The 25,198-nt window shown below is 53.7% G+C and carries 36 protein-coding genes and 1 pseudogene; 20 read left to right on the top strand and 17 right to left on the bottom strand.

The window, feature by feature from the left end; genetic code table 11:
* The first annotated feature begins 3 nt into the window (after window positions 1-3).
* The 5 genes from ACQKP2_RS01155 to ACQKP2_RS01135 all read left to right on the top strand — a co-directional run bounded on the left by ACQKP2_RS01155 (window position 4) and on the right by ACQKP2_RS01135 (window position 2,836).
* Window positions 4-705, top strand: a complete 702-nt coding sequence (locus ACQKP2_RS01155; RefSeq protein WP_427573705.1) for a hypothetical protein — start codon at window positions 4-6, stop codon at window positions 703-705.
* A gap of 129 nt (window positions 706-834) precedes the next feature.
* Window positions 835-1,320, top strand: a complete 486-nt coding sequence (locus ACQKP2_RS01150) for a hypothetical protein (RefSeq protein ID WP_427573704.1) — start codon at window positions 835-837, stop codon at window positions 1,318-1,320.
* 92 nt (window positions 1,321-1,412) lie between these two features.
* Window positions 1,413-1,664, top strand: coding sequence for a hypothetical protein (locus ACQKP2_RS01145; protein ID WP_427573702.1), 252 nt, complete (start codon window positions 1,413-1,415; stop codon window positions 1,662-1,664).
* Between the two features lie 53 nt (window positions 1,665-1,717).
* Entirely contained in the window at window positions 1,718-2,236 is a 519-nt protein-coding gene (locus ACQKP2_RS01140; RefSeq protein WP_427573700.1) for a J domain-containing protein, read from the top strand.
* A gap of 210 nt (window positions 2,237-2,446) precedes the next feature.
* Entirely contained in the window at window positions 2,447-2,836 is a 390-nt protein-coding gene (locus ACQKP2_RS01135) for a hypothetical protein (RefSeq protein ID WP_427573698.1), read from the top strand.
* 29 nt (window positions 2,837-2,865) lie between these two features.
* Here the strand turns inward: ACQKP2_RS01135 and ACQKP2_RS01130 are convergent, their stop codons facing one another.
* The 3 genes from ACQKP2_RS01130 to ACQKP2_RS01120 all read right to left on the bottom strand — a co-directional run bounded on the left by ACQKP2_RS01130 (window position 2,866) and on the right by ACQKP2_RS01120 (window position 4,857).
* On the bottom strand, window positions 2,866-3,810 hold the full coding sequence (locus tag ACQKP2_RS01130; protein WP_427573697.1) for a hypothetical protein: 945 nt from the start codon (window positions 3,808-3,810) through the stop codon (window positions 2,866-2,868).
* A 181-nt stretch (window positions 3,811-3,991) separates the two neighbouring features.
* Complete coding sequence (locus ACQKP2_RS01125; RefSeq protein WP_427573695.1) at window positions 3,992-4,261, bottom strand: hypothetical protein; 270 nt, start codon at window positions 4,259-4,261, stop codon at window positions 3,992-3,994.
* A gap of 194 nt (window positions 4,262-4,455) precedes the next feature.
* On the bottom strand, window positions 4,456-4,857 hold the full coding sequence (locus ACQKP2_RS01120) for a hypothetical protein (protein ID WP_427573694.1): 402 nt from the start codon (window positions 4,855-4,857) through the stop codon (window positions 4,456-4,458).
* 274 nt (window positions 4,858-5,131) lie between these two features.
* Between ACQKP2_RS01120 and ACQKP2_RS01115 the strand changes: the two genes are divergently transcribed.
* The 8 genes from ACQKP2_RS01115 to ACQKP2_RS01080 all read left to right on the top strand — a co-directional run bounded on the left by ACQKP2_RS01115 (window position 5,132) and on the right by ACQKP2_RS01080 (window position 11,225).
* Window positions 5,132-5,833: a hypothetical protein gene (locus ACQKP2_RS01115; RefSeq protein ID WP_427573693.1), complete on the top strand. Its 702-nt coding sequence runs from the start codon at window positions 5,132-5,134 to the stop codon at window positions 5,831-5,833.
* Window positions 5,834-5,848: 15 nt separating this feature from the next.
* The gene (locus tag ACQKP2_RS01110; RefSeq protein WP_427573692.1) at window positions 5,849-6,217 is read left to right on the top strand and encodes a hypothetical protein; all 369 of its coding nucleotides are present in this window, start codon (window positions 5,849-5,851) and stop codon (window positions 6,215-6,217) included.
* A 111-nt stretch (window positions 6,218-6,328) separates the two neighbouring features.
* Complete coding sequence (locus ACQKP2_RS01105; RefSeq protein ID WP_427573690.1) at window positions 6,329-7,012, top strand: hypothetical protein; 684 nt, start codon at window positions 6,329-6,331, stop codon at window positions 7,010-7,012.
* Window positions 7,013-7,620: 608 nt separating this feature from the next.
* Complete coding sequence (locus tag ACQKP2_RS01100) at window positions 7,621-8,127, top strand: hypothetical protein (RefSeq protein ID WP_427573689.1); 507 nt, start codon at window positions 7,621-7,623, stop codon at window positions 8,125-8,127.
* Window positions 8,128-8,201: 74 nt separating this feature from the next.
* Window positions 8,202-8,672 (top strand): hypothetical protein, encoded by a 471-nt coding sequence (locus ACQKP2_RS01095; RefSeq protein WP_427573688.1) that lies wholly within the window; start codon window positions 8,202-8,204, stop codon window positions 8,670-8,672.
* Between the two features lie 290 nt (window positions 8,673-8,962).
* The gene (locus ACQKP2_RS01090) at window positions 8,963-9,460 is read left to right on the top strand and encodes a hypothetical protein (RefSeq protein WP_427573686.1); all 498 of its coding nucleotides are present in this window, start codon (window positions 8,963-8,965) and stop codon (window positions 9,458-9,460) included.
* A 677-nt stretch (window positions 9,461-10,137) separates the two neighbouring features.
* The gene (locus ACQKP2_RS01085; RefSeq protein WP_427573685.1) at window positions 10,138-10,803 is read left to right on the top strand and encodes a hypothetical protein; all 666 of its coding nucleotides are present in this window, start codon (window positions 10,138-10,140) and stop codon (window positions 10,801-10,803) included.
* 62 nt (window positions 10,804-10,865) lie between these two features.
* Window positions 10,866-11,225 carry a hypothetical protein gene (locus ACQKP2_RS01080; RefSeq protein WP_427573684.1) on the top strand — a complete coding sequence of 120 codons (360 nt, stop codon included), beginning with the start codon at window positions 10,866-10,868 and terminating at the stop codon, window positions 11,223-11,225.
* A 79-nt stretch (window positions 11,226-11,304) separates the two neighbouring features.
* On the opposite strand, the gene ACQKP2_RS01075 is transcribed toward ACQKP2_RS01080, so the two are convergent.
* From ACQKP2_RS01075 to ACQKP2_RS01045, 7 genes are all read right to left on the bottom strand, one after another.
* Complete coding sequence (locus tag ACQKP2_RS01075) at window positions 11,305-11,574, bottom strand: hypothetical protein (protein WP_427573682.1); 270 nt, start codon at window positions 11,572-11,574, stop codon at window positions 11,305-11,307.
* A gap of 127 nt (window positions 11,575-11,701) precedes the next feature.
* Complete coding sequence (locus ACQKP2_RS01070) at window positions 11,702-12,019, bottom strand: hypothetical protein (protein WP_427573681.1); 318 nt, start codon at window positions 12,017-12,019, stop codon at window positions 11,702-11,704.
* A 126-nt stretch (window positions 12,020-12,145) separates the two neighbouring features.
* On the bottom strand, window positions 12,146-12,325 hold the full coding sequence (locus ACQKP2_RS01065; protein WP_427573680.1) for a hypothetical protein: 180 nt from the start codon (window positions 12,323-12,325) through the stop codon (window positions 12,146-12,148).
* A 48-nt stretch (window positions 12,326-12,373) separates the two neighbouring features.
* Entirely contained in the window at window positions 12,374-12,652 is a 279-nt protein-coding gene (locus tag ACQKP2_RS01060) for a hypothetical protein (protein WP_427573678.1), read from the bottom strand.
* Window positions 12,653-12,840: 188 nt separating this feature from the next.
* A complete protein-coding gene (locus ACQKP2_RS01055; RefSeq protein ID WP_427573677.1) occupies window positions 12,841-13,119 on the bottom strand; it encodes a hypothetical protein in 279 nt (92 codons plus the stop codon).
* An 87-nt stretch (window positions 13,120-13,206) separates the two neighbouring features.
* Complete coding sequence (locus tag ACQKP2_RS01050; RefSeq protein WP_427573675.1) at window positions 13,207-13,386, bottom strand: hypothetical protein; 180 nt, start codon at window positions 13,384-13,386, stop codon at window positions 13,207-13,209.
* Window positions 13,387-13,507: 121 nt separating this feature from the next.
* Window positions 13,508-14,155, bottom strand: a complete 648-nt coding sequence (locus tag ACQKP2_RS01045; protein WP_427573674.1) for a hypothetical protein — start codon at window positions 14,153-14,155, stop codon at window positions 13,508-13,510.
* Window positions 14,156-14,476: 321 nt separating this feature from the next.
* On the opposite strand from ACQKP2_RS01045, the gene ACQKP2_RS01040 reads away from it, so the two are divergent.
* The gene (locus tag ACQKP2_RS01040) at window positions 14,477-15,661 is read left to right on the top strand and encodes a hypothetical protein (protein ID WP_427573672.1); all 1,185 of its coding nucleotides are present in this window, start codon (window positions 14,477-14,479) and stop codon (window positions 15,659-15,661) included.
* Window positions 15,662-16,066: 405 nt separating this feature from the next.
* On the opposite strand, the gene ACQKP2_RS01035 is transcribed toward ACQKP2_RS01040, so the two are convergent.
* From ACQKP2_RS01035 to ACQKP2_RS01025, 3 genes are read right to left on the bottom strand one after another with little or no spacing between them, the layout of a single operon-like run.
* A complete protein-coding gene (locus ACQKP2_RS01035; protein ID WP_427573671.1) occupies window positions 16,067-16,387 on the bottom strand; it encodes a hypothetical protein in 321 nt (106 codons plus the stop codon).
* Between the two features lie 23 nt (window positions 16,388-16,410).
* A complete protein-coding gene (locus tag ACQKP2_RS01030) occupies window positions 16,411-17,169 on the bottom strand; it encodes a hypothetical protein (protein WP_427573670.1) in 759 nt (252 codons plus the stop codon).
* A gap of 13 nt (window positions 17,170-17,182) precedes the next feature.
* Window positions 17,183-17,437 carry a hypothetical protein gene (locus tag ACQKP2_RS01025; RefSeq protein ID WP_427573669.1) on the bottom strand — a complete coding sequence of 85 codons (255 nt, stop codon included), beginning with the start codon at window positions 17,435-17,437 and terminating at the stop codon, window positions 17,183-17,185.
* Window positions 17,438-17,739: 302 nt separating this feature from the next.
* On the opposite strand from ACQKP2_RS01025, the gene ACQKP2_RS01020 reads away from it, so the two are divergent.
* Window positions 17,740-18,192 carry a hypothetical protein gene (locus ACQKP2_RS01020; RefSeq protein ID WP_427573668.1) on the top strand — a complete coding sequence of 151 codons (453 nt, stop codon included), beginning with the start codon at window positions 17,740-17,742 and terminating at the stop codon, window positions 18,190-18,192.
* Window positions 18,193-18,427: 235 nt separating this feature from the next.
* Here ACQKP2_RS01020 and ACQKP2_RS01015 read toward each other — a convergent pair whose 3' ends face one another.
* Window positions 18,428-18,742 carry a hypothetical protein gene (locus ACQKP2_RS01015; RefSeq protein ID WP_427573666.1) on the bottom strand — a complete coding sequence of 105 codons (315 nt, stop codon included), beginning with the start codon at window positions 18,740-18,742 and terminating at the stop codon, window positions 18,428-18,430.
* Between the two features lie 85 nt (window positions 18,743-18,827).
* Complete coding sequence (locus ACQKP2_RS01010) at window positions 18,828-19,259, bottom strand: hypothetical protein (protein WP_427573664.1); 432 nt, start codon at window positions 19,257-19,259, stop codon at window positions 18,828-18,830.
* A 98-nt stretch (window positions 19,260-19,357) separates the two neighbouring features.
* On the opposite strand from ACQKP2_RS01010, the gene ACQKP2_RS01005 reads away from it, so the two are divergent.
* The gene (locus tag ACQKP2_RS01005) at window positions 19,358-20,176 is read left to right on the top strand and encodes an N-6 DNA methylase (RefSeq protein ID WP_427573662.1); all 819 of its coding nucleotides are present in this window, start codon (window positions 19,358-19,360) and stop codon (window positions 20,174-20,176) included.
* A 74-nt stretch (window positions 20,177-20,250) separates the two neighbouring features.
* On the opposite strand, the gene ACQKP2_RS01000 is transcribed toward ACQKP2_RS01005, so the two are convergent.
* Complete coding sequence (locus ACQKP2_RS01000) at window positions 20,251-20,514, bottom strand: sulfurtransferase TusA family protein (protein ID WP_427573660.1); 264 nt, start codon at window positions 20,512-20,514, stop codon at window positions 20,251-20,253.
* A gap of 71 nt (window positions 20,515-20,585) precedes the next feature.
* Between ACQKP2_RS01000 and ACQKP2_RS00995 the strand changes: the two genes are divergently transcribed.
* Together ACQKP2_RS00995 and ACQKP2_RS00990 are read left to right on the top strand one after the other, a co-directional pair.
* Complete coding sequence (locus ACQKP2_RS00995) at window positions 20,586-20,918, top strand: hypothetical protein (RefSeq protein ID WP_427573659.1); 333 nt, start codon at window positions 20,586-20,588, stop codon at window positions 20,916-20,918.
* A 17-nt stretch (window positions 20,919-20,935) separates the two neighbouring features.
* Entirely contained in the window at window positions 20,936-21,328 is a 393-nt protein-coding gene (locus ACQKP2_RS00990; RefSeq protein ID WP_427573657.1) for a hypothetical protein, read from the top strand.
* Between the two features lie 19 nt (window positions 21,329-21,347).
* Here ACQKP2_RS00990 and ACQKP2_RS00985 read toward each other — a convergent pair whose 3' ends face one another.
* Complete coding sequence (locus ACQKP2_RS00985; protein ID WP_427573655.1) at window positions 21,348-22,487, bottom strand: hypothetical protein; 1,140 nt, start codon at window positions 22,485-22,487, stop codon at window positions 21,348-21,350.
* Between the two features lie 2,184 nt (window positions 22,488-24,671).
* On the opposite strand from ACQKP2_RS00985, the gene ACQKP2_RS00980 reads away from it, so the two are divergent.
* Both ACQKP2_RS00980 and ACQKP2_RS00975 read left to right on the top strand, forming a co-directional pair.
* The gene (locus tag ACQKP2_RS00980; RefSeq protein WP_427573654.1) at window positions 24,672-24,818 is read left to right on the top strand and encodes a hypothetical protein; all 147 of its coding nucleotides are present in this window, start codon (window positions 24,672-24,674) and stop codon (window positions 24,816-24,818) included.
* A 6-nt stretch (window positions 24,819-24,824) separates the two neighbouring features.
* A pseudogene (locus tag ACQKP2_RS00975) lies at window positions 24,825-25,198 on the top strand (hypothetical protein); the annotation flags it as partial.

Genomic DNA, 25,198 nt, shown 5'->3' with positions numbered 1-25,198 from the left:
GCTATGACTCAGCGCCCTACTCAGTTCCTTCAATCCGATATCGCTCGCGGCCGTCAGAGCGTCAACGCGATTTTTATCTTTGACCGCGGCACCGCCAAGGTTCGCATCAAAATCTGCTCGGACTCTTATGATTTCCAAAGCTTCGCCCGAGTCGAGCTGTTCAGCGCGACAGATCACAAATGGAATGTGGTAGGTCACATCCCATATCCAGAGATGAAGACACCGCACAGTCTCGCCTACACCCAAACCGGCACAGACAAAAACAACTTCATGGCGGATTTCGATAGGCTGCTGGGCATTGTCGACGGTCTACTGGGAGGCGTCTCACCGGTGAAAACTGGGCCTGCAGTAGTACTTTTCTTTGCAGACATCCCTGAAGGCCATTCAGTCGAGTCTGGCCTAATCGGCCCGAAGTTCTTCAAGGACCAGCGGTCGGCGCTGTTGCGATTTGCGCAATACTTCGTACCGCGCATCCGTGACAACGCCGAACTAAGCGAGTCGCTGGCGATCTGCTTGGGGATGGTGGAAGACGCTGATTACGAGCTACGGATTGCGCAGATGACCGAATCGGAACTCTTGAATTTGCTGGCTGATAGCCAAGAAGATCACCTCATGTTCCTGTGCGATGACTACGTCAGCTATCAGGTCATGACCGGGGCAAAGGCCTTTTACCGTGTGGCGCAGGTGCCGGCTTCACTGGACTGAGCCAGTCCACTCTCTATCGATTTCGGGTGCAGTTGCTTGTGGCGGCACCCCAGATCATTTCCCCTGCTCACACCTGAAGATCCGGGGGACGAAATCGGTTCTGCACTCCACTCCAATCCTGGGCTCCGTATGACCACGACCGCCTCAATCCAGATCTCAAACCAAACAGCCTCGGTACTGTTCTATCAGGTAGGCGACGGATACCCATCCTTTGCTCTGAACCACCTCGCCGCCTGGCTTGGCAACCCAGCGAGCACCACCGACGATATCGGCACAGAGTTTCTACAAAGCTACGGGTTGGCCGTGGGCTTTCTAGGAGCGGCAGTTCAGCTGGATGACGATCCATTAGACAACGGCGAAGACGCTGATTGGGTCTACCTTATCGACCTGTCGTCCCGGACAGTGACGCTTCAGCACCGGCAGTACACTGGCGATCAATCCCCAGTACACCCGCTGAAGGAGTTGGACTTCATACTGGACAGATACAAAGCCGAGGTTCACTGCTCAATCGTCCGGGCGATACGCAACATCGAATCTGCTGGTTTTACGCTCACCCCGGCGACCACCGATGTCCAACACACCCCTTCACAACTGGAAAAACCAGTAACATTGTGAGTCCGTGGATTTAGAAATAATCGGCCCTGTTTTGGGTGGTGGCACGTTTACAGGCGTTCGACAATTAGCACATCAACTAATTGGGAGTCGCCATGAAAAACCTTGTGCGCGTTTTCGAGATTGTTGGCACTGTTGCAGGTATCTCCGGGGCGCTTCTGTTGTCGGCCAACGTCCAGTACTCAGCTTACGGCTATGTGCTGTTTCTGCTCAGCAGCCTGATGCTTCTCGGCCATGCCCGCTTGATCCGCGCCAAGTGGCTACTCGGATTACAAACGTGCTTCTTGATGACTAACATGAACGGTATTTACCACTGGCTCCTCCTGCCGATCTGGTCGGGACAGTAAGTGGCCATGCCCACGCCGGCTGACGCCTTTTTTGCCATTAATCCGAATCGATTATGAGAACCCATTACGACAACCTACAGGTGCAGGAGGGAGCGGGGCCAGAGGTCATCAAGGCCTCGTACAAGGCGCTAGCGAACAAGTGGCACCCTGACAAGAACCCTGAAAAGCTTGAAGAAGCTACGCGGGTGTTCAGGATCATCACCACTGCCTATGAAGTGCTGTCCAACGCAGAGTCGCGCGCCAAGTACGATGCATGGCTACTTGAGCAGCGCAGAAGTTCAACACCTACCCCAGGTGCTCATTTCGGGTCACCCCAGTCCGCAAAGCCGGAGCGCCCGCCCTACGATGCTCATGGCAACACTTGGACTCCGCCTAAGTCAGATCCGGCTCGATCCGGCACCAATGGCGGCGCACACCATCGTCCACCGCCGCAGGGTAAAGCTCATCCCCCAGAGCAGGGGTTCAATCCGCTGCGCGGACTCGTAGTCGTAGCGCTGGTAACAGCCTGGTTTCTGGTCTTTGGAAAGCAATGGACCATTGAAACCCTAATAGACCACCTATTTTCAAAGTGAATGCTCATGGCACTGGTCGCGGCGAACGATCTTCAATCCACTGATCGTCACCTCCCGCCAGCCTTAAGAAACCACCATGGGCATTCCATCGTCAGTTAATGGACACAGCGCGAAACTGACCAAACATGGTGGAGGGGCTTTTGAACGAAGGGGTTCTGGCACGGACTCTCTCGCGCTTCAATGGTCACAACTATTGAGCGGGAGCCAATCATGCAAACCCAACTGCCCTTCGACTTCACCAGACCCCATGCCCCTCCGTTCCCAGTCGGGTGCATGAGCGGGACTGCATCCGAGCGCGCCGCCAGTGCCATTCGAGCAGTGATGACCTTTGAAGAGATGCGTGCCGAACGCCAGGCAATTACCGACATCGGCATGCACCGGTACGAAGTGGGTGACCGTACCGGCCTTGGAGGGCCTCGCGGGTACCAAGACTGCGGCACTCCATTCAGTGTGTTCGAGTGGCTGACTGACCAGGAGTTAGAGCGCTTCCATCAATTGGGCTTGGCGCTTCCAACCAGTGGTGAAGAGCAGCAGGCGGCCCGGGCGCGCATTCAGAAGCGGATCGCCGCTCGTAAATCTACCCGGCGGCAAGCCTCCTAGTCAGGCGTATCATCGATGACGCCATCGCACTAAGGCGCACACTCCTTCCGGCCTAACGCGGCCAGGTGGCCACAGATCTTGCTTCCGAAAACATTGAGATCGAAGTTTTGAGGGTCATCGTGTCCGCCTTTAAGGCCGTCATCCACTGCAAGGTGGTAAGCCGGTATTAGCCATTGGCCGGCTCGGTGGCTTGCAGCGATGTATACCAACGCCAAGCGTTCGTACTGCACCTGGGTAAAGCCGGGCTTTTCCGCGATCCGATCATTGATACAATCGTCTTTGTATTTACCCTCAGTGAACCTAGGGTTCTGACCTTCCTTCACATCCACTGTCCTTAATTGGACGTTTTCTATGTGCAGAAACCTTCCGCGCGTGAGGCTTTTGTCCACCTTCTCGAGTTTCGTAGCGGCCCACGGGGTTGCAAATGTCCGGCCTTGTGGGGCAATTAACTTCCCATCCCGAGTAATGTACAGATGGGCCTCGTCATCGTTGTCCCATCTTGAGATCTGATTCCAGGGCGCGTCAGGCTGGTTTGATTTCAACGATTTGGAGTCTTTGTCATCACAGAGATTCCAGCTGACATCGTGAATGACGAAGTACTTCGCACCTGGTCCCACCGCGGACTTGGAAAGCGGAGTCTCTATATCTCCACCCAGGCTGTTGGGGCCCACCTGTTGAGTCTTCAAGTAGGCGCGGAAAGCCAATGGGTCCAACCGAAAGGAGGTCCCTAGGACATGCTCAAGTGGAGCTGGTAGGGTCGCCAACTCTGCCCCCAAATGACCTGCAGGCAATGTAGGTCTCAGCAGGCATTTCGCCTGCTGCAGGTCACTACCCTTGAAAGTCAAAGATTTAAGGTCAAACCCGCAGCCGCCAATAAGCTTGTCAGCATTTGCAGATTGAAAGGGCAAGAGCGAGATGATAGCCATGAGGGCAACACCACCAACGGTGGGGCGCGCGAAAGCTTCCGTTTTCATTGTGTCCTCGGCTCATGTGGTTTTTACCAACCCAACAATAGCCGAGGCTGAAAATAAAGCGCGCAGTCACTTATCAAGATCTGCGCGCTGCAGTGACAGTTACTTGTGTTGATCCCGAGACTTTTCCGAGTATTCGCGGGCAGACCTCGCCGTCTCGGTAACCCTCATCATGCGCAGGCATTTACATCTGTTGTGGTGGACGAGCTGAGCGTTCGAATTGCTGGCGCAAGTCTTCAACGCCCATGTCGCCAATGGAATGCTTCAACTCTGCTTCGAGCTTATCGGCATAGTCCATCTCATGGTGTACCGAGCTGGCGATCACCGATGTATCGCATTCGACCATCAACGCGGCAAGGCCTTCGAAAAAGCGCGTGCGCTTGACTTCATCGCGAGGCAGTTGGAAAACTCGAGTTGCTACCTTTGAGAAATTCCCTGACTCTATTTTGCTCATCGAACCACTCCATTTGAGATGCAGGTAATCGGCCATCGAGACCGCAATTCTGGAAACACGCCCTGGGGATGTTCCCGTTGTAGAGCCGTAACCCGATCTAGTTTTTGGGCCGGCGATTAGGTGATTTGCTAGTTCTTCATGATGGTTTAAATCCCAGAAGACGTTGGTACTGGATTCATTCCCGAACCGAGAGCTCAAACGGTAGTGACATTCGGGAGCTTCAGTTGCTGATGTGCATGAGCCTCCGAAAGAAGAGCCTGGACGGCGGCATCATCGCTATCACAGCCGCGGCCGGCCCCAAGTAGAGAAGCATTCAATTTTTTGAGCCTATCCTCGCCAGCATGCCCGCCTCCCTGCACATCAATAAACTTCCAATCGACCAATTCGCTCTCAGGCGTGAACCGGTACGGGTCTACAACCAGGCCGCAGGAAACACTGCGATCGGGGTTTCGAATGAGCGCCTTGCAGCTTTGGTCATCACCCAGCTCTTTGCCTAAGTCACAGACCTGAGCGATGCAACAAACACCGCAGCCGTTGCAGGGGTCACCAAATACTGGTTTTTCAATGGTGACTGAGTCGATTAAATGCCACGCCACTGCAAACCCCTCCTCCTTTCACGCCACCTACCAGGCGCTGTGCCAAGAGCAATCGTTTGGCCGAACAACGATCATAACGTCAGTGTGTTCTCCTGCAATTCAAAATGCCGGTCCGAAATCCTACATTGGATGCTCAAGCCCTACTCCCCCAACTTCGAGTCCAAACAGAGGATTCAGTTTGATGAGCGCCACGACGACTTTCGCCACAGCACCCTTCTGGCACACGTTACTGCCGCTCAAGATGGGCACATCAACAAATTGATTCGAGGTCGTCATGTCCCCACCCATTTCTGAAGCTGCTACTCCACTGATCGAATCGGGTCTTCCCCGCGAAGAAGTAGAGATGGCCATCGCCACGCGGTACATGAAGGCAATGCGCGAGAAGGGCAACCAGTTTCCCGATGTAGTTCGCGACTATCACATTGACTTCGCCAGGGCCGTCCTTGACCGTGCTTTCTACTCGCTGGAGTTCATTACCAATGGCCTAAACGAGACCGGTAAAGGGGTGTTCTGCGATGTCACAGGCCTCAAGCTGCCGAAAGCGATCGGCGCTTCCCGTAAGGCCTTGATGGAATGGGCGGGAACCGATCCGAAACAGGATGCGCTACGCAAGGCGCAACGTTTGCTTAAGATCAACCGTGACAGTGTGGCTGGTCAGATCGGAAACATGGATGAGTTTGTCGCCTTGATTGACGGGTATTACGCCAGCGGACTCGTTCAGGTGATCCACATGAATCGCTCCTACATTCTCGCAAACCGGGAAGGCACTTCAGGCATCAATCTCTCTGAAAAAGGTTTTCGCGGCAGTATCACCCGACCATACATCGACGCATTCCTCAAGGTGCAGCAGCTGCGGGTCGAGGTTCGTGAAATTCAGGAGCCCCAATGGCTCTCACCTAAGGCCAAGGCCCCGGATGCAGCGCCTACGCTCCCCGCGCCGACCTCACAGCCGGTGCAAATCGGTTTCGGCTTCTAGGTCCGGAGAGTGATCATGACGGATCTCCAGACCATTCAGAATTTTGTACGCATCTGCCACGCCTTCAACGCCGGCGACGCCGGCACCCGGGGCAACGTTTGCGCCATTATCATCCCGACACTGCGCCGGTACCGCTGTGAAATGGTTTCCGCCCTGGCGTTCGCGCGCCAGTCGGCGATCAAACGCAGCTATGCGGATATCCTCGCTCAGAACAGGAGCATTCGGCATGCGATCGTAGCGGCGGAGCGAAGGCTGGGCTGGAGTCAGACGCGATGCCATGCTGCCGGCTATGACGTCGATGGGGAGTTTGACGAGTACGGCGCATTCGAGGAACCGAAAGCCACGAACGGCTCTCAGCTACCTACCGGGCCTGCGAATTTCTAGACCCTGTTTTGGTTTGGCAGCTCAATTTCGATAGGGAAGACTAACCGTTCCGGACTACGGCCCTAGCGTCGCTAAGGTGTGTAGGTACACAACTCAGAACGAGAAGCTACGATGCGCCTTAACAAAGCCACGAGGACAACATTCACTATTTTCACGATTGGTGTCGCAAGCGTCTTTGCGATGTGCTGCGCCGCAAACTTTGTTTTGACTCACTATGTCCAACAAGAAGTTGATGAAAACGCCAAGTACCTGCTGGAAGTTTCGAAACTTGAAACCGACTCAGTATTTTTCAACATGTCCGAGTCAAAACCAGTAGGTACAAAGCTCCAAAACTCAGATCAAAGCAATCAGAAAACACTTTACAAGATCTCACAGAAGTACAAGTTCAACGACATCGGTGGCGAGCAGTGGCCATCGGTAGATGGCTTTTGGTGGGCGTTTACTCTGCTGGACAACCCCCCCTTAAAACGAAGCTTGGGTCTGCACCGACCAGATCTCATTTCCCAGTATCAGGTTTCGCTGGGTGAGTCGCCAACCGTCACCAAATCGATGGCTCTGAGGGATGGGTTTGCCATTCGAATCATGGAGCAGTTTGAGGGCAATCAATTAGACACATCGCCACTGACCTACGCTCCTATCTGGGTTTCTCAAACTGACACCTGCCGCTTTATCGAATCCCAGAAGCTGACCTGCACGACTACCAGTGGCGAATACCAACTGGAAATAAAACAAATCGGTGAACGTACACTGGTTACCGTCAACGACCCAGGGTTCGAGCCGTTTTACCTGTTTTAATTCACTCCTTCGACCCTAGGTCACCGGGCTTCTGGCACACGCAACCCTGGGCGACTCTGGTGATGAACTTCATCAGAGTCGAACAGCATGGGCAGTACAACTCAAGTGATATCCCAAGAGCAGCGCGCAGAGTTCAAGGCGCGATTTGAAGGCGGGAACCCAATGTCCGACTTCTTGCCCATGGTTTTCCCATCTGGCTTCAAACTTACAGTCCTCACCGTCAGCTGCTCAACCTGCCAGAGGGACATTGAGCCGGCGCACTTCCGATGCAACGTAGCGACACTGCTGCCCGGGGTCGTTCGAATCGAAGGTCTCGGGATTTGCACCAAATGCCGCCGTGCGATCAATTATCTGTTCAGATTACGAGACGAATGTCCGTTTGTGATCGAGAAGATCAACGATCGTGGCCAGTGGGACCGGTACACCTCAGAACCTGTCTCACGCATCAGTCGTGCCCAGCGGGGGCATCTCAAGCTGCTTCAAAACCTGTGGCACAGCTGAGGCCTACCAGCCGCTATTATCGATTCAACTCGACCTTCAAAGTGACTGGTTCAGGCACGTATTCCAATACTGCAGGATGACATGACACTCAACGCAAGGACCCTCAAATGAAACGCACAGACATCACGGCAGGCTGCATTTACTCGGACGGCAAGCTTGGAGTTCGCCAGGTACTGGATCTTGACCAGGAGAGCGTCCACTACAAAACACTGGCAGCCGCCCAATCAACCAACATTCGTGAAGCGACCATGCTACTGGGTAGCTTCGCGTCCTGGGCTTCGGTGAAGATCAAACCAGAAGCGTTGGCCACACACATGCTTAGCCTTGAGGCCGGCAAGCTGGTGCCAAAACTCACTTCGATCCAACGCGAGTTTCTCGAGTCGATCGAGGAAGTTGTGCTCGAGTCCAGTTCCGTCGAATGCCAGCGGGACGAGTGGCGCACCGCCCGGGACTGTGCCAAGAAAGGGTTCATCGGCCAGATGCCCGAAAAACTCAAGGCATCTGAGGACAGCTTCGAGCTCACGCTGTCCGCACTGGGCATTCAAGTACTCAAGATCGTGCTATCTAACAAGCTGTCGCCGCCGGCTGGCACCGTAGTTGAAAACCGGGCTTAAGGATTAAGTCGTGCCACCGCCTGGTGATCGACGATAATGACGCTTCTCCGATAAACCCACCCACTGGAACCACCATGGGCGCGAAACCAACAATCACCCTCACCATGTCCGCGGAGCTCTTTGAGCTTTGCGCGAAGTTGTATAACCCGGAAACACCGGATCAACTGCTCGCGGCAGTGCGGCCAATGCTAGTGGACGGCCTGGCTCCCGCGGACGCCAGGGCACCGTATGCAGAGAAGGTGACTCGCCAAGGACAGAGCAACTACGCATCGATTCTCCGAGCTGTTTACACGGAGACCGTCATGAAAATGAGCCCAACGCAATTCGAGCTCTGCGTCCAGTTCTCTGGTGTCGATACCAGGCCGGCATTGTTGGAAGCCGCTCGCGCAGTGCTTGTTGATCGCAAAATCGCGGCCGACGTGGTCAAGTCAAAACACTTGAAGTGCAGCATCGAAGATCTTGAGAGCACCACAACTGCCATCCTGGAAACCCACTGGAAGATTCTGGGTGTCTACGGCGCGCCAAAGGCTGGCAAGGTTCTGTAGGTCGTGACGCTGATCATCAAGCGTTTTGCTCTTGTCCACGAATACATGGAAATATTTGATCCAACGAAGTCTGAAATCATGGCGGTGGATTTCCGGCCCAGGCCGATCTGTCTGATGTAAAGAGCGCGAACTGAACCCCACCTTGCCCTATAAACAGCCCGTCCTTGCAACGGGCTTTTTCATTTCTGAGTCCTATTTTCGTCCCTCTAGATTTTCATCCTAGCCTGATTCTGGCACAGCCAAGACCGCCCGAACCTGACCTCTCCACTACAACAGGCGAGGCCACGGAAATGTTCGAAAATCTCAAGGCAGCAAAGGCAGTTGGCGTAACCCTGTCGGGCTTGAAAGGCCCCTCAGCGGAGAGCGGTCATCGATCCTGGACAGCGCACATACTCTTCTATGGAGCGAGGGTTGGCAACGCAAGCGGTAGCGACATCAAGCGTGAGATCAAGCTGATCATCGATGACGCATTGATGCAGCAAATGGTCGATGTACTTAAAGCAGGCGGCTTCAGGATTGACGCGACCAAGCCAGCAAAACGATCCTTTGACACGAATACGGCGCGCGGCTACATGAGTCTTGCGGTGGCCCAGATCGCCGACGAGATGGACCAGGTGAAGGAGTTGAAGGTCGCGGCCCGCTCTCAGACCCTAATCTTGTTGCGTTCGGCCCCAACCAAGGTCACGGTGTTCGGGGAACGGTTCACGCCGGCGGTGAAAGCACGCCTGAGCGCCCAGTATGGGGACGACCTCATTGAGTTCGTAAACGAGGCACTGAAAGGCCTTTGATGTCCCGTAGGGGGTCTTCGGCCCCCCTCACACTCCGGCAGATCCATCATGACTAAACTAAATCGGTAGGCCGATGCAAATTTGCCAGGTCAATTGAGCTCCTGATGGAGGCGACCGCGCTTTTCGAGTCAAGGATGCACGGGAATTCCAATGAGCTGCGAAACTGAAACTTTCATACGTGAAGCAGCGGCAAATCGCTGGTCGCGTACCATGACGCGAAAAGCACTGGGCGTTAGCCGGAAACGGTTTGACCTAATGCTTGCCGCGATGCCACTTATCGCTTGGCCCGGGCCAGGTCATAGCGCAGCATGTGATGCCGCCCGGCGCACAAGCCCCGCCATGCAAGCCGCCAGGGTCCGCGGCGGCCACACAATCAGCCCCACTACCAGCGTGAGGCCTTCGGCAAACGAAATACACTACGTGGGTTTGCAGCTGAGTACGGTGAGTTACGTGACTCTACGACGTCGTATGCTCGGCGGACGGCGTACTCTTGAAGAAGCGCTTGCCTTGCCGCTGAACAGCCGCCAGACGGCTTCTGAAGTCCCTTAGTTCTGCTCTCCTGGCGGTACCAACCCCAATAGCGCGCCGATTGAGTCCCCGGTGCACAGCCAATAATAGTTGGCTGGTCTATGATGCGATCTCTGATAGAGCTTCGATAGTCATTGACCGAGGTCAGCATGGAAAGGAAGCAAAAATCTGAAGCTAGCCAGATCGCCCGGAGCCACGCTCCGACGCGGGCTATCGTTGCGGTCACTCTACTGGTCGCCATCTTGATATTCAGCGTGCGTGCCGTCGAGCGGGTTATCGATTATCAGGCATTCAGCCAGCACGCCTTTGACGTCATGGACCAGTTCATCGCCGCGAAACAATCAGATCAACCCCTTGGACAGTTCAAAGAGGAGTTCGCGCAGCTGGCGGCGAGCGATCGAGACCTGGGGCGCTTGATGGCCATCGCCTATGTTGAACGCATGGGCACGCTGAGTGAGCGGGACAGAGGGATTATCGCGGCAGCCAACGAGCTTTCGGGCAAGGATCTTTATCGACTCCTTAAGGCTACGTCGCCGATGTTCGATTCCAACGCTCGGGAACGATACTTGAAGGGTGAGATTGTCGGGCCCGTCGTCACGGGAATCGATATGACGTTCAATACCTTCACTGAAATGCAGCAAGCAGCCCTTCGCGCTTGCCTCGTAAGCCTTGAAGGCACCTACGAATCCGAGAGCCTGTCCGGCCGAATCAAAGTGGCCACAAAACTGTACGCCGGTGCTTCATGGGAGACCTGCCAGATTCCGGAAACGCCAATCTACCGTGATCCGCACCATATTTTGCAAGACACCATCTAGCCCCCTGGTGGCACTCCTGGCAGCTGCGACCATTGCGTTTCTAATCAGACATCAGGTGTCACATGAACGCAGCCCAGGTACAACAGCAAATCTCGACTCAACGCGCAGAGAATCTAACCCTTAAGCCGGTTCTTCAACTGGGTAAGGTCGTCTGGACTCGCAACTTCGTTGCTCTCTTCCCCAACGAAACCCAGCTGAATACAGCCGTGCACACGGTATTGCAAAAGTACCAATTCGGTGACTGGGGGCTCGTGTCTATACGCTCCAAAGCGTTGAACGATGAGGCGCTCGACGCCACGTCACCAGGGCGGGTTGTTGCGAAGTACAACATCAAGGCTCCCAATGGTCGCTATGTCGACATCTTCGTGATTACTGAATGGGATCGGTCAGCGACGACATTGATGTTGCCCGAAGACTATTGAAAACCACACAGGAAAAAGCCCGCATCACGCGGGCTTTTTTGGACTTCACTTTTCCTGCTGCCTTTAGGTGCTCCCCCGATCAGGCGGCCGCCAGGCGCTCGCTGCGCAGCGCAAACTTTTCCACGTAGTCGGCACCGGTGCAGGTGCCTTCAAGCACCACCAGGTCTCGCAGGGTTACCACCTTGTTACCGCCGGCATGGACCAACTGAAGCATCGCCTCGCACATGCCTACGACGTACAGCGGCACTTTGAATTGGGAATGCAGCGTGTGAGAGTTTGGTTCTTGCTTACGCTTGGCCAGGGCATCATCAATTACGGCGCGGAAGCTAGTCGATTGTTCGTGCGACATTGCAAATTCCTCTTTGAAGCGTGATCAGCAAGATGGCGGCTCAACGTGAACCATCAACTCATCGGGGTTGGTAGATCAGTTGTAAACTTAAAGCTTACAACTGGAAATGAAATGTCCGAGACCGGGCTTAAGCCTTGCTACGCGGTCCATCGAATTTCGGGTACTTCGCCACAAAGACCTTATTGTGAGCACGCATCAACTCGGCAGCCTCGAGCGTGACACCCCACTGAGAGGGGACGCATTCGTAGCCTTGGTAGTTAGAGAACGGGTCAGGAATGGGATCACCATCCACATCGTCGCTAAAGGTCACCAACACATCGGGAGCATCGAGCTCGGCGCATTGGTCGTAGTCACAAAGCGGGTACGTTCCCCAGTGCAGCTCGGGGTGCAACTGCTTGAGCCTGGTAATCAGGTCAAGGGTGGCTTGAGGGGCTTCAATCTGCATGGCGTTCTCCAGGGCATTCGCAGAAAGAGCCGGATTCACCGATTGATTTCCGGCTGCTTGCTACGTTCGAAAGGTCCAGTCCATGGTGCTGTCTCAGAACGCGTGCCACCACCAGGTAAAATTACTTTAGAGCGCGCCATATTTCCGAGCCAGTTCATCAATCCGGACGGCACGGTTCTGGTGAGCACGGTGAGTGGCCTCATCAGGCTGTACAGCGCCATAGCGGACTGCTGCGGTGTACTCACCATCTTGGCGAACCAGCCCCAGCAGTTCTTTAAGTTCCGCCTGCATCTGCTCATAAATCATGGTGCACTACTCCGCTGTGTTGGGCATTCGATGTGCCACTTTAGTGGGTCAGGCTGGGGTTCCGTTACATGTCCCCGCAGGACGGAACGTCGGTTCCCGGTCGATCAACTTTATGGGGATGCCGGCAGCTTTGAGGTCGTCGAGACTTAACCAAAGGTCGGCCTCGTGAATGACGCCCCCATCACTGCCTAGAACCTCAACAAACCGAGCATCAACGCCTGAAACGCATTTGAAGCCCGCGCCTGGCTTGCTGACCTGTCGGACATGACCATTCCAATCGACGAAATAGCCCTGAATCGGGGTCATGGCTGTGGTGTGCTGGGTCATCCTAGGTACCCCTCATTTGAGTTGATGAGAGAATCCTAACTTCGATTTAGTGTGCCAGAAGGCGGCGCTGGAAAAATGGTGCCGTTATGAGCGATTAGGCGGCTCTGCGTACTGACAGTAGAGCCCGCCGTGGGGCGCGATTGGTGATTCAGATACCGAGCGCTACCCAGCTTTGACAATCAGCACCGTCACCTGGCCATTTCGCTGAAATGACCGGTATAGAACTCCAGGACGCTGGCATCTGTTACACCGGCCTCAACCTCCCGCGCCAGGTGACAAACAAAAGCGCCAATGTCGCATTCAATCTCGATTAGCAGATCGGACGCACCATCCGCCCGCGCCGATACGAAACTGGCAAGGAGCAGGGATGCTTCCGCCCGGTACGCGTCCTCTCCGGGAGGCCCCGCGTGACGCCCAGATTGGCTTTCAGTAACTTGAGGTAAATCGAAATGTAACGTACCAGCCATTCCCCACTTCCTTGAGTGACATAACGCTATCGCTGAGAAGCAGACCGTTCAAATGCGGGATGGGCAGATCTAAGACCGCTCGACGACCTATGACCAAGCAGGATCATTGGGATCAAGTAGCGCTGCACCACGTACGATCATTTCCTTGCCGGTATCAACGCGCGCGACTATCCAGTTGCCCTTTCCTCCGTAGTCTGTCGAACACTTGGTTCGAACCAGATTGCCGCTCTTCGCGAAGCGATAGACCTTATCTTCCTGAATTAGCATGGTTCTGTCTCCCGTTACCATTATTGCGCGGTGCGTCCTCATATTACAGGCAACGCCAGTGCAAAGGTTCCAATAAAATCCTGGGTTTTCCCAAGGCTTGAGTCTACGAGCGGACGCCCACTCAGCGGCCCACAACCCCATCCCAGGCCCAATGCTGCTCACTGTGGGAGTCACCGTAGTTGTGAATGATCGCCTCCGAAATTGAATCAGGGCTCACCGAGTCGTCGTAGGTTGGGTTTTGCAGCCACACGGCCAACTGATCACGAATGTCCTGCAGGTCGCTTTCCCCGATACCATTAAAATCGTCCGGCCGGAACATGTTGAATGTTTGGCTGGCACCATCCAGATCTGGCGAGTCGAACATATAGAGCTCGCCATCCAACGCCCCCACAAACAGGTTGCCACCTTGGTACTTGGCAATGGTCCCGGCGGGCATCTGGCGAAGGATGTCAGCCACCTGGTACCAGAGAACCAACATGGACTGGAACATGTTTTCTTCATCGGCGTCGGATGAATACGTGACGATATGGTGATAGTGAGGCAGTGCCACCGGTGTCGGTTGCGCTGCTTGAACCGGATTTAGCAAGCTTGCCACCGCGGCGCATGACATCAGCTGCTCTCGCTGCAACGAAGTCATTTGCCCCCAGCACGCCGCGACAACACTCTCCAGATCTTGGACCAGGTTGGCGGTCTCGCCAGTGACGGAATAGCGGTACTTAGCCGACATTAGGATTCGGTCTAGGTTAGGTTCGGCAGGTTTGTTGATCATGATTTTCCCTGTTAGCGGTCGGACTTTGGTTTCGGGACTCGGCCATTTGCTTTTGTCCGGACAGCTCTCATGCTCACCCCCCTCTTGGCGTGCCACGAGCCTGGCTGAATATTTTCCTGTAGTGGTCCCAAGCCAAGCTTCGGTCACAACAATCTGCATGCAACCCAAACGAAGTAGGTCCGTTAGAATCACGACTTGGGAAATGAAAAGGGAATTCGAAATGATCGAGCAGCATCTTCAACTGACGGCCAAGGGCGTCCCTCTATCTGCCGGCCGTTCCGGGTGGAACCCTGCGCCGTGCGACCGGGTGTGGGGGCATTGATGAAAACTGATAACTCGTGCGATCTGCTGGAAGGCCTATTTGAGCTAATTAAGGACCCAAGCCCTGCATCGACTCCGCGGAAGAGCTTGAGCAGCTATGAGCGCCGCCTAATCGAGAAACAAGCTTCAACCCTTGTTGACCTGTGCGACCACCTTGAAACAAAAGAGGACCGCCAGTACGGGCAAATTAGGCATTATGTTGATTGGCTGGTAACGCAGTTCGACATCCCATGCCAGTCGATTTTTCATAAGCCGCAACATCTCGACGACGACGTCATGGGTTTTTTAGGTTTCACCGCCACGGATGCTGCAGGGTTACTCATTTTCATGGAATCGTTGGGCCTTCGCACCAATCCAGCTCTCCTGGTAGATGCGTTGACTCCGATGGTTGAGAACAAACCCCTCCTCACCACCGCTGAGCACAAAATCCTCACCTACCAGCTGTCCGTCGGGAAAAGCATAACGACGCTTCGATCATCGCTGGAGCGTGATCACTCCTTACCTAAAGAGGAAAGATTTCGTTGTGCCGCCGGCTACCGATACAAGATGACTCGCCAAAATGGCCAGGCACTGTCCTTGGAGGTTCGGGGGCCAAAGCATCGCCAGGTACAACAAATTGTTAAAACGTGCACCTATTGCAATCACACCTACTGCACCAACACACCATCAGAAACCAGGGCTCATCGAGAGATACACAAACGGGCTCAACGCTTATTTGATCCGTCCCCAAACGCACTCTTGGCCAAACGATTTGCACCGGGCTTCAACGCTGAGCGTGTTGACGACAACAGCCCTATGGGAATTCAACGGGAGGTGTTTCGTAGGGCGATCAGCTTCAAACGTGAATTCGGCTACGACTTTATACAGTGGCCCGGAGATGAACACAGAAGTGTCGGGCCAGACTGGCACGGCTACTTGATTCCCGCTGGCCCGGATGGCTGTATTGCAGGCGCGTGTGCATTTGCCCTGCAGCCCGCGGAAGGCGGTTCAAAACAGTGGAGTCTGCAATGGATTTGGCTTGCCCCCAAGTACAGGCGTCATGGACTACTTGTTCAACGCTGGACCTATTATCTGGAACAGTACGGGGACTTTTACATCGAACCGCCATTGTCAGATGCCATGAAAGCGTTCGTACGCGCGCATGGATCTGAAATTCAAAAGGGTTGGCTGCACCCGGCTGACTAACGGCCGAGCCGACACAGCGGTCGCGATTACCGCCCCGACCGCTACACCTTCCACGTAGCCTTTACCTTCCCCCCGATCCAAGTGCCAGCTTCAGGATCAAATGCGGGGTTCTGAAAATGGCTGCTACCCAAAATCCACATGCGTAGCCTATGAGCCGATTCTGATTTGCTTAATTTCGAGTCGTGACCAACGGCCGCGGATCACGAAAGACCCACCTACCGGCAGAATGTCGAATAGATCGGCCAACAGACCAATACAGCTGCCGAAAATCGAAGGCTCTGACGAAATTTGCACCAGCCCCCTTGCCACCAAAAATGGGACTAGGGGGGATGGGATAGCATGCCAGTTAGACCTTTAACGTCAGTGGAGTCGTTGGGTACTCCATAAAGCGGTCGATGCGATTTACTAGCTATTCAGAGGTGGTGTGCTGTCAGCTAAATCGGAGGAAATTCTTGCGAACATCAGTGGGTAAGGCGTATTTGCGTCTCCACGCAAGGTATCTCTACCCACACAGCGCCACGATCCCGAATATTCCTGAGGTTCAGTGACATGCAGAAGGTCAGCCCCTCGCAATGAATCTGCCATACCAACCATCTCCCTGGTGAAAATCGCGAGCCCGGCACTGTCATTCTGAATAATCAGATAGCCGTTTTCATCCACGAATCCATGGACTGTGGGCAGGTCGCGATTTTGGGTTTTCAAGACATTCCAGGTGCTTTCTTTCACGAGTTACGACTCCTTTCAAACATTCACTTGAACTCATCATTAGTAGGCGCACGCATGGCCGCCTCAAATGATTTGAGAATTTCGTCTGTAGGCACGGTCATTGTCGGTATTGCTCGAAGCCCATCCGCAATTTCCCTTCGACTCAGATTGCAGATGATGGCCTGACCGTTATTTATCTGATACTCCAATGACCCACACCAGCGATTCATATACCCAACCGTAGGTTCCAGGACAGCCGCTTTAGGTCGCTTTCGCATCTGATGCTTTGCCAGCGACATCCGCAACAGCTCCATCTGAGTGAATAGCATCTGAGTTCGCTTCAGGTCATGCCTCAGCGTCTCGACAAGCTCTGTATTCTTGATGAGTTGGGTGATTTCGTCGATGCGTCTTTGGATGGTGTAATTCTCATAGTCAATGGGCTTCTGCAGCTCCTTCAGTATTTGCGGCAGCCCGCCATTATCAGCAGCTTTGAGGTACTGACTAATTTTCTCGCGCCAGGTACGCATGAGCTCATAAGCGGAGAAAATCCACATCTGAGACTGGGCTGCGAGGAATGTCGACTGGTAAAGAGTATTTGTCTCTTCAAATTTACTGCGAAGGTATCGGTATTCGAGGTCCATGATGAACTCATCCACAATGGTGATATTCATCGCCTGGTTGCTGAAGTCAAGATTGCTTGAAAAGAACACCAGGCTGTTTAGGGCCGAATAAATTTCCATCTGACCAATTTTTTTGGGATCTTGAAAAGGAACCTTTTCGTCATACCCTTCGTAGCTATCCATAAATTCTCCTGAATTACTCAGGCGCTCCATCTTTCTTGAGTGTGATGAATACGGGCCAACGCGATTTGTTCGTGATCTTCCAGATCCAGGTGGCATTCTCGCCAACGCCCATAATCTCTGAATCGACATCGACCTGTCGGGCCGCTTCCGCATTAACAGCCATAACATCAACCTCATAAAGCGGGAGTCTGGATTTTTGATCGTATGGTCCAGCAGAACGTCGGAACGTTCCATTTGCTGCGATTTCAATTTTACGACTATCTGGCATGTCGTTTTCCTCAGTCAGTCAGCCCATTCGAGATCGCGGATCTGAATCGACCCATAGAGATGGAGTCAAATCCCCCCAAGAAGCCTATCACCAATGATTACGTGGTGATCATGGAGAGCGAACAATCATGCCGTTGTGGTCTATTTACGTGTCCAGACCTTGGCAACCAAGCGATGGGGCGACCCTGCAATCGAGTCTCTGTCACTCATCATTTGCCCATCAAAAACTCTTCGGTGTGGCTCCTGGCACGCAACGTCACGTAACAACATGGTTCCCATCGAATCCAATACAGGAACACAACGATGGCCACCGCACCGTTCACTCACCCCCACTTGCAAGCATCGCTTGCCCCCAACCTTGATCTACCGGCGCGCGTAGTCAAAGGCTACTTCAAGGTTTGGGAAAATGGATTAGGTTGCGAGAGCTATGTCTCTCTGGCCGTTGTAAACGACATGGGCGCGTTGTTGGTTAAAGTCCAGGAGGGGCAGGCAATCGTTGCTCAGCACCAGTTGAAGGCTATTCGAATGGACTATCACCCAGACGAGTGGATAGGTTCTGAGGGGCAGGCTGATCTCCAAGGCCTGGTTATCACAGAGTCGACGTTTGCCTTTGTGCATACGGGCTTTATCGGGACTGAGGAATTGAATACTGAAAAGGTCATTCGGGACATAACAGAGATCCAGTCCCTTAAGGGCTCGTTGTACGCTCCTGAGATTGACGAAGAGATGTTGAGCGATATGCTCACCGACGGATAACTATTGAGACGCAAACCCCACCATCTAGGAAATGGCGCTGCCTCGTAACACATTTAGGCGAAAGCTTTCGCATGCTGATGCATTCGATGTCACACGCTCAAAACGCGCTCGTTTTCTCGAATCGCGAGTGTCGGCTCCGAAAGCGCATCCACTGCCACCATTTATTCGCGGGATCAGTCGTAGGTGTACATTGCCGTTGCGCCACCTGCCGGCGACTTCATTTTCGAGATCGGCGTTAGTAAGAAGGTTGTTTGCTGGCATCAATCACAGCTTCGTGCCAACTGGTTTGCTCGCCCTTTCCAGGCGTACTCACTGCAAATCTGGCCATGCACTGATAGTTACCATTCGCCATCTCTGAACCGTATCCCTCGATCATGCGCAGGACCTGAAAACCGTTCTTCCGTGCTGACGCGTCAACGCGCCCACGAACGGTCTGAAAGCAGTCATCACGCGCAGTCATGGCAGATGCTGTTGGCGGCATCCCTGGGGGGAAATCTGCCTGAGCGACACCAGCAGTCAACAACAAGACCGACGCAAAAAACTTCTTCATGTTTTGTCCTTTCGATTTAACGTGAATTCCTCGCCTTGGTTCTGGCGAACTTGATGGGCAGCGGCTTGCAATCCGTGGTGGCTGTTCACAGCGAGGGACTTTGTCGATCCTCACAGGCGCGAATGGCAGCGTTCACAGCCTCGATCACTTCGTTCAACCGGCCACGAATAATCGGAATGTCACTTGGCTCTAGTTCGTCCCCGATCGCAAGCACAGCACCTAATTCTTTAGCGGCCTGCGATGCAATTTTTTCCAGGGATTCGGCCGGAGGTATGGGTGTTGGCATGGCTTCGTTTCCATCAAGCAAATCAGGCCTTCTATAGCCGAAGATCCGGCCGCGGAAGCTCAAAGGTGGTATTCGGATTTCAAAACGCAATCGATGCAGCATTAGCCAGGCCGGCAATCTCAGATGGGCCAGGTAGCAAGAACCTTCGCAGCAGAATATCGACAGATCGTATTCCGGCAAGCCAAACCAGGTACCAAAAATTCGCACAACCAATTTAGCGATATGCCCCACAAAGGTGGACGAAATTCGCTACCGATTTCTCTTGAGCCCGGCTGGTGGCACAGCCGTCAACCGACAAACTGACTCCAATCCCCCCCTAAGGAGTCACAATGCCGAACGCTCAGCAGCACATCAAATCAATGGTCCAACTCATCGACACCATCAACTACGTCTCCCGGCGCGAGGTCTTCGCTGATTTCGTAGAGATGGGTGCGATTGCATACAGCAACGGAATTGATCTGCGCCTGCGGGTTAATCGTGAGGCCCGCTACCTGAAACTCATTGGCAAGTATCAGAAAAAACACCAGCACATCTTTGGCGACCTGCTCGCAGAACTGACTATGGCCATGGAAAGCGAGCCAAGTGACATCCTGGGACGGTTGTTTCACGAACTCGACGCAGCTAACAAAGCGACCGGGCAATTTTTCACGCCGCCTCATATCTGCGAACTCATGGGCAAATTGATCGTAGGTTGTGGTAGCCAGATCAAAGCCGAGATTGAAGAGCGTGGTTTCTTCCGCCTGAGCGAACCATCGTGTGGGTCCGCGGCGATGGTCATTGCGTTCGCTACGGCGATTCGCGAACTGGGGATAAACTACCAACAGAACCTGCACGTTACCCTGACAGACATCGACGCACGTGCCGTGCACATGGCCTACCTACACCTGAGCCTGATGCACATCCCGGCGATCGTCGTTCATGGCAACACGCTAACACTGGAAGAGTTCGGTTCGTGGCGTACGCCGGCGCATTTCACCGAACTCTTTGAATTCAAATTGCGGCGAGGGTACTCACTGGAAAGCGCCATGGGTCGTGGCCAGCTGGCGCTGGAATCCGAGCCGGCCGAGGAGTTGACAGTGACAACAGAGCACCTGTTTGCAAGCCACTTCCCGGTTCACTCTCTGACAGAGCAGGCATCCCTGTTCTAAAGCCCGCAGGGCCAGGAAACGCCGCCGACGGTAGCAGCCCGGCGGAGGTTACCTGGCCCATGGCGCGAATGAATTTAGGCTGTGCCGATCCGCAGCCAGAAACAGTAAACGCCCCTCTCCTCCTCTTCCCGCACCAACTCATGAGCGCTTTGGGAGACGAATGTCCGGAAATCGCGCTTCGTGCCCGCGTCATTCGAAATCACCTTCAGAATCTGGCCCGCGTCCATGCGGTTCACTTCAAGACGAGTCTTCAACAGCGGAATGGGGCAAGGAAAGCCACAAGCGTCGAGTTCCACATCCACGTTCATGATCACTTCTTGACTGGGCTGTTCGTTCATAACGGGTCACATCCAAACGTGGGAAACAAGCTGTCTCCATTCTAACGACACAATCATCCTTGGTGTGGCTGTTGGCACGCCAGCTTTTCCACGATTCTTTGCTCACCAGAAAATTTGGATTTGACCAGGGCTACTCGCATGAGCGGCAAGCCCGGATACGAATTGAACGAAGAGAGAAGAAAATCAGGATGAAACGTCAAATTACTCAGCACCTTCCAACCTGCGGCCTGGCGTTAGGCGGCACGGCCGGCGAGCTGGCGACCACCCACGCAGCCCTGAAAGAAAAAATGCTCCGCTCGGCCTACACAGATTACTTCACCAGGACCGAGAGACAGGGTATGCGCGAAGAACTGGGGAACATCAGCGAGCGGTATCGATCCCTCACTGGCCACGACTTGGTTTAAGCAGCAGGAGCTGAAAAATGGTAGCAATCAGTCAACTTGCGATCGACGAAGTCCGACGGATGCCACTGGAAGAGGATGGCTGCCCATTGGAGTGCAATTACTTCGGCCGTCAGGTGATCGAGGCCGCACGGGAGTACTTGAGACAACAAGATGACAAGGCTGCAGAACCGGTACCCCTTCTAACGCAGTTCGAACGGCGGGAGGATATGGGGCGCGGGCGTTTGCAGTTCTTGCTGGACGGTGACGCCGACGTGATCGTAACCATCATCGACAAGGAGGGGCAGGCAAGTAGCGTGGAGTTTTGCACTGCGATAATGGGCGGCGGGCGCTCGCCAAAAGTTCGCGAAGCCCTGATCAACGTGATCAAGGCTATTCGTGAGGAAAACCTCACTAACCCGCTGATGCAGTAACGAGCAACAAGCCGCAGGCTTAGAGGTTCGGGAGCGACATCTGACGTTGTTGGCGCTCACTACGAGGCAAGCCCAGCGACTGTTCAGAGGCCCCCATTCTGGTCGATGCTGCCTTAACGTTCTTGATCCACTCATCACCAGGAAAAAGTGTGATGTGGTAGTCGATAGGTACCGGGCGACCACGCGGCCGGCGCTCTGGAAAGACCTCTACGATCTCCACCTTATCCAGCAGGCCGTCTTCAATCATTTTGTCGAACTCTTTTTGCAGAGCGGCAAGACTGCCCGCCAGACGAACGTGGTTCATGCCGGGGGTGAAGGGTTTCATTGCCGCCAGGTTAAAACTCAGTGGCTTCACAAATGAGACGTTCGGAATGACGAAGTGCATCAGACGAATCAGATACGCACCGGCCGGCGTATACCGTTTGACTAAGCCCAATGGGAACTGGCGATAGGTCACGTTGAGGATCGAATGAGCAATCAGTGAGTGAAGCTTTACACGCCACTGGTCATTGCCATTCTCGCCCGTATTGTCAGCTCGGTTTCGATCGAAGGATGGAAGGATCGAATCTCGATTGTCCTTGATCAGGTCCTCACCGTAAGCAATGGTCATGATTGAACTGGATAGCACTTCCAAAGCTTCACGAATCTGACCATGGCTCATCGTACTCCCCATCGACTTGAGGATTTTGGCCAATGAGTTGAGCGAGAAAGTGACGTAATACTCAGTTTGGCCATTCACCGTCTTCGCTTCTGCCTGGAGGCAGGCGTGGTGAATCAGGGCCTGCTCAACGGCTTGCTCTTTTACACCGGGGTAACGACGCATCGGCGTCGCTCCCTTCCTTTTCGGATAGTACGTGCCCGGGAAGAGAGTCATCTTCGCCGGTTTGTCCCAGATGTTGAAGTTGATCACGAAATCGTTCGGGACTATGCCCTCTTTCGTGTTCAGGTGTTCGGCACAGAACTTCGGGATTTGCTCCCAAGCCATGATGACGTTGCCCAATGCTTCACGCTGTTCTGGGCTGTTGCAGAGCAGCCCCTGGAACAGGTTCAACGCTTGGATAGGGCGATCTTCTGGTTTTGTCTTCCCAGGGACGAAGGCACCGTTAGTACCGTATAGGACGATTTTGTCGTCCTTTGCGTACGAAGTACTTGGCTGCATTCCGGCTCCTCCTTTCTGGGCTGGCGTTTAACGATTGAGCAGAACATTAGACGGGCAGTATTCCCGTCGCAATGGGGTTAGGAGATGGATCGCGGGATAATCAGGAGATGAATCACGGGATAATCAACCAGTTCTGCAGCGCGATTTTACATTGGATCGCAGTTTGAGCCCGGCCCGCTGGGCAGATTTTTCAAATGGCTCTGATCTCCCTCGATGTACGGAATTCGTTTCGCATTTCTTTTCAATCAAGCATTGGAGTAGGAGATGAGCGGGCCAATATTCCCGCGAAGGCTTCTACCAGGGTCTGGATGATCCACCGTTGATGAAGTCGAGTGGCTAGGAGATGAGTCGAGCGATATTCGCAATGGCCCCGTGATTACAGGCTTTCATGTATGCGCCACATCCGAATGTAGGAGATAAACCGCCGGATATTCTAGCAAGCACAGGAGATGCTCCCCCGGTTAATCACCGTTGGATTAATACCAGTCGCCTGCAAACGCCCAAACAGGCAGCAAGCCTCCCCTAAATCGGCCGGGCCTGGGAGATCGATCCACGGATAATCGCTTGAGCCGGTGGGTATGTGCTGGGACTAGTCATTCTGGAGATGGATACCGTCATAATCCGTGCTGCGTCGGGAGATGATGCACCGCTTAATCCCTCACAACCGTGGCATCGCCGTTACTTCTCAGCATTTCAGGAGATGGATCTACGGTTAATCGACCCTGGAGTCATCGAAAGAGCCATACCAGCCCCTGCAGGTGACCATTGCCAGTCCCAGCCTGGCTGCCGATGCCAGGAGATGAGTCCATCGTAATTCGACAGGAGATCAATCCGCGGATATTCGCCTCAATCCGTGCAGGTCGAGGGCTCCCCAGCCAATGACCTAGAGATCAATCACTGGATAATCTGTAATTCCGGCGTGCTCGGGCAAACGAAAGGGTTGGAGATAAACAGCCGATAATTCGACGAGGTCCCCAAAACACTGGGTTTTCAGTGTTTATTGAGGCCACAAGGTAGGAGATGGATTGACGCAAAACCCTGATGGACAAGGGTTAGCTCAACAGGAGATAGATCTGGCGATATTCATAACCGAGCCTGGCACCTGAGGGAAATGACTGAGCGGCATTGACCAGGGCAGTTGCCTAGCGCAGAGTTTCTCACGATTGAGTCGCTGGCTTTGGCTGGGCCAACTGGAAGAGTTTGACAGCCCGCCGACAAGCCGCAGGAGATCAATCGCCGGATAACCAAGAGATGAACCGCCGTTTATTCATTTCTGCTCATTTTTCGAACAAAATCTGAGAGTTATCCACAAGAGGTACCGGAGCATTTGGGAGATAAAAACCCGGATATTCGCCGGCACCCTAGAGATGAATCAGCGGATATTCGACTGGAGAGGTTCAGGAATCCGAAAACGGGTGATGAAGCCAGGAGACAGATCAACGGTAAATAGTCAGTAAAAAGAGATGGTTAGCCGCTTAACCAGTAGATAGATCTCAGCTTAATCAGGAGACAGAATCGCGTTTAATCGATACTCAGCCCTTATAAACCGGGCCTTTCAGCGATTCCCTCTTCTTTTCTTCTTTTCCTTCTCCTTTTAAGTCTTTGTTTTTTGGTTAGATTCTGTGCCTCAGCGCGGCGTTAAATGCCCAAGCTGCACTCTCGTATGGAGATGAAACCCCTTTAAATCGCCACTCCCCCTGCTCACATGGCCAGATATCGGTCGAATAAAGCCTGATTGATCTCCCAAACCGCATCAACCCCAGCCCCTAAGCCCGAATAAACGAGGGTTCATCTCCAACCTAACCTCACAATCCAACTGAATAAGCTGGGGGCCATCTCCTACCTACCTCGGAATCAATCTGAATATACGAGGTTCCGTCTCCTACCTGCCCCTGAATCCATCTGAATAAACGACGTCCCATCTCCTATCTACCCAAAAATCCACCTGAATAAGCGAAGTTTCATCTCCCATACAACCACTGAACCATGATTAAACGGCGAGTCATCTCCTGCTCAACATCAATTTCTTAATAAACAGCGTTCTATCTCCTACCTAACCTATTGGGATTAAAAGGGGTTTCATCTCCAAGCCGGGCCAAATCCACTGGAAAAACGAGACCCCTTTTGGGTGGTGGCACACACCCAGGCAACGGATCATTTCTCCACGAATTTTGGAGACTTGATATGAGCACCCGGATCAATCACGGACACATCATCCGCAACTGCACGCTTACCGAGATGTTGGAACGTCTCAAAGCCATCCGCCCACACTGTGTAGAACTGGCACAGAGCGCGATTGCCAAAACCATCGCCAAGAAACGTACGTTCTAGCTGGACATGGACGTCAACTATCTCCCATTTCCACGGAAGGAATTCGAAACTCCGTTCTGCCGTTTAGTCGGCGTGCTCAAGCACGAACGAGCCAAAACAGCCGGAGGTGAGCGGAGTGTCGATTGGGACTTCACCTTGAGCGTCTGCTTGATTCCATGGGGTGACGATCTGTTGGCACTCCATTACCTGGAGAACAACCCCGGGTTTCTCGAAGCACTGAAGGGAATCGGGTTTGAAGACTTCCACTATCAGAACTCAACCGACAGGCCTGACTCGATCAGCGAACTGGACTGGGTGGAACGTTCGGCTACCTGGGCCAGCGCCTTAGACAAAGGCGTTCCCGCATCCGTCGGCCTCACCTACGAGATTGTTCGATGGGA

It is taken from the genome of Pseudomonas sp. NPDC089569 (assembly GCF_050280625.1).
Classification (GTDB): domain Bacteria; phylum Pseudomonadota; class Gammaproteobacteria; order Pseudomonadales; family Pseudomonadaceae; genus Aquipseudomonas.
This window is presented reverse-complemented; position numbering and strand designations above follow the sequence as displayed.

Bases quoted from the DNA above. Each gene is read 5' to 3' on its own strand.
- ACQKP2_RS01155 (WP_427573705.1), top strand. From the start codon at position 4: ATGACTCAGCGCCCTACTCAGTTCCTTCAATCCGATATCGCTCGCGGC.
- ACQKP2_RS01150 (WP_427573704.1), top strand. From the start codon at position 835: ATGACCACGACCGCCTCAATCCAGATCTCAAACCAAACAGCCTCGGTA.
- ACQKP2_RS01145 (WP_427573702.1), top strand. From the start codon at position 1,413: ATGAAAAACCTTGTGCGCGTTTTCGAGATTGTTGGCACTGTTGCAGGT.
- ACQKP2_RS01140 (WP_427573700.1), top strand. From the start codon at position 1,718: ATGAGAACCCATTACGACAACCTACAGGTGCAGGAGGGAGCGGGGCCA.
- ACQKP2_RS01135 (WP_427573698.1), top strand. From the start codon at position 2,447: ATGCAAACCCAACTGCCCTTCGACTTCACCAGACCCCATGCCCCTCCG.
- ACQKP2_RS01130 (WP_427573697.1), bottom strand. From the start codon at position 3,810: ATGAAAACGGAAGCTTTCGCGCGCCCCACCGTTGGTGGTGTTGCCCTC.
- ACQKP2_RS01125 (WP_427573695.1), bottom strand. From the start codon at position 4,261: ATGAGCAAAATAGAGTCAGGGAATTTCTCAAAGGTAGCAACTCGAGTT.
- ACQKP2_RS01115 (WP_427573693.1), top strand. From the start codon at position 5,132: ATGTCCCCACCCATTTCTGAAGCTGCTACTCCACTGATCGAATCGGGT.
- ACQKP2_RS01110 (WP_427573692.1), top strand. From the start codon at position 5,849: ATGACGGATCTCCAGACCATTCAGAATTTTGTACGCATCTGCCACGCC.
- ACQKP2_RS01105 (WP_427573690.1), top strand. From the start codon at position 6,329: ATGCGCCTTAACAAAGCCACGAGGACAACATTCACTATTTTCACGATT.
- ACQKP2_RS01100 (WP_427573689.1), top strand. From the start codon at position 7,621: ATGAAACGCACAGACATCACGGCAGGCTGCATTTACTCGGACGGCAAG.
- ACQKP2_RS01095 (WP_427573688.1), top strand. From the start codon at position 8,202: ATGGGCGCGAAACCAACAATCACCCTCACCATGTCCGCGGAGCTCTTT.
- ACQKP2_RS01090 (WP_427573686.1), top strand. From the start codon at position 8,963: ATGTTCGAAAATCTCAAGGCAGCAAAGGCAGTTGGCGTAACCCTGTCG.
- ACQKP2_RS01085 (WP_427573685.1), top strand. From the start codon at position 10,138: ATGGAAAGGAAGCAAAAATCTGAAGCTAGCCAGATCGCCCGGAGCCAC.
- ACQKP2_RS01080 (WP_427573684.1), top strand. From the start codon at position 10,866: ATGAACGCAGCCCAGGTACAACAGCAAATCTCGACTCAACGCGCAGAG.
- ACQKP2_RS01075 (WP_427573682.1), bottom strand. From the start codon at position 11,574: ATGTCGCACGAACAATCGACTAGCTTCCGCGCCGTAATTGATGATGCC.
- ACQKP2_RS01070 (WP_427573681.1), bottom strand. From the start codon at position 12,019: ATGCAGATTGAAGCCCCTCAAGCCACCCTTGACCTGATTACCAGGCTC.
- ACQKP2_RS01065 (WP_427573680.1), bottom strand. From the start codon at position 12,325: ATGATTTATGAGCAGATGCAGGCGGAACTTAAAGAACTGCTGGGGCTG.
- ACQKP2_RS01060 (WP_427573678.1), bottom strand. From the start codon at position 12,652: ATGACCCAGCACACCACAGCCATGACCCCGATTCAGGGCTATTTCGTC.
- ACQKP2_RS01055 (WP_427573677.1), bottom strand. From the start codon at position 13,119: ATGGCTGGTACGTTACATTTCGATTTACCTCAAGTTACTGAAAGCCAA.
- ACQKP2_RS01050 (WP_427573675.1), bottom strand. From the start codon at position 13,386: ATGCTAATTCAGGAAGATAAGGTCTATCGCTTCGCGAAGAGCGGCAAT.
- ACQKP2_RS01045 (WP_427573674.1), bottom strand. From the start codon at position 14,155: ATGATCAACAAACCTGCCGAACCTAACCTAGACCGAATCCTAATGTCG.
- ACQKP2_RS01040 (WP_427573672.1), top strand. From the start codon at position 14,477: ATGAAAACTGATAACTCGTGCGATCTGCTGGAAGGCCTATTTGAGCTA.
- ACQKP2_RS01030 (WP_427573670.1), bottom strand. From the start codon at position 17,169: ATGGATAGCTACGAAGGGTATGACGAAAAGGTTCCTTTTCAAGATCCC.
- ACQKP2_RS01025 (WP_427573669.1), bottom strand. From the start codon at position 17,437: ATGCCAGATAGTCGTAAAATTGAAATCGCAGCAAATGGAACGTTCCGA.
- ACQKP2_RS01020 (WP_427573668.1), top strand. From the start codon at position 17,740: ATGGCCACCGCACCGTTCACTCACCCCCACTTGCAAGCATCGCTTGCC.
- ACQKP2_RS01015 (WP_427573666.1), bottom strand. From the start codon at position 18,742: ATGAAGAAGTTTTTTGCGTCGGTCTTGTTGTTGACTGCTGGTGTCGCT.
- ACQKP2_RS01005 (WP_427573662.1), top strand. From the start codon at position 19,358: ATGCCGAACGCTCAGCAGCACATCAAATCAATGGTCCAACTCATCGAC.
- ACQKP2_RS01000 (WP_427573660.1), bottom strand. From the start codon at position 20,514: ATGAACGAACAGCCCAGTCAAGAAGTGATCATGAACGTGGATGTGGAA.
- ACQKP2_RS00990 (WP_427573657.1), top strand. From the start codon at position 20,936: ATGGTAGCAATCAGTCAACTTGCGATCGACGAAGTCCGACGGATGCCA.
- ACQKP2_RS00985 (WP_427573655.1), bottom strand. From the start codon at position 22,487: ATGCAGCCAAGTACTTCGTACGCAAAGGACGACAAAATCGTCCTATAC.
- ACQKP2_RS00980 (WP_427573654.1), top strand. From the start codon at position 24,672: ATGAGCACCCGGATCAATCACGGACACATCATCCGCAACTGCACGCTT.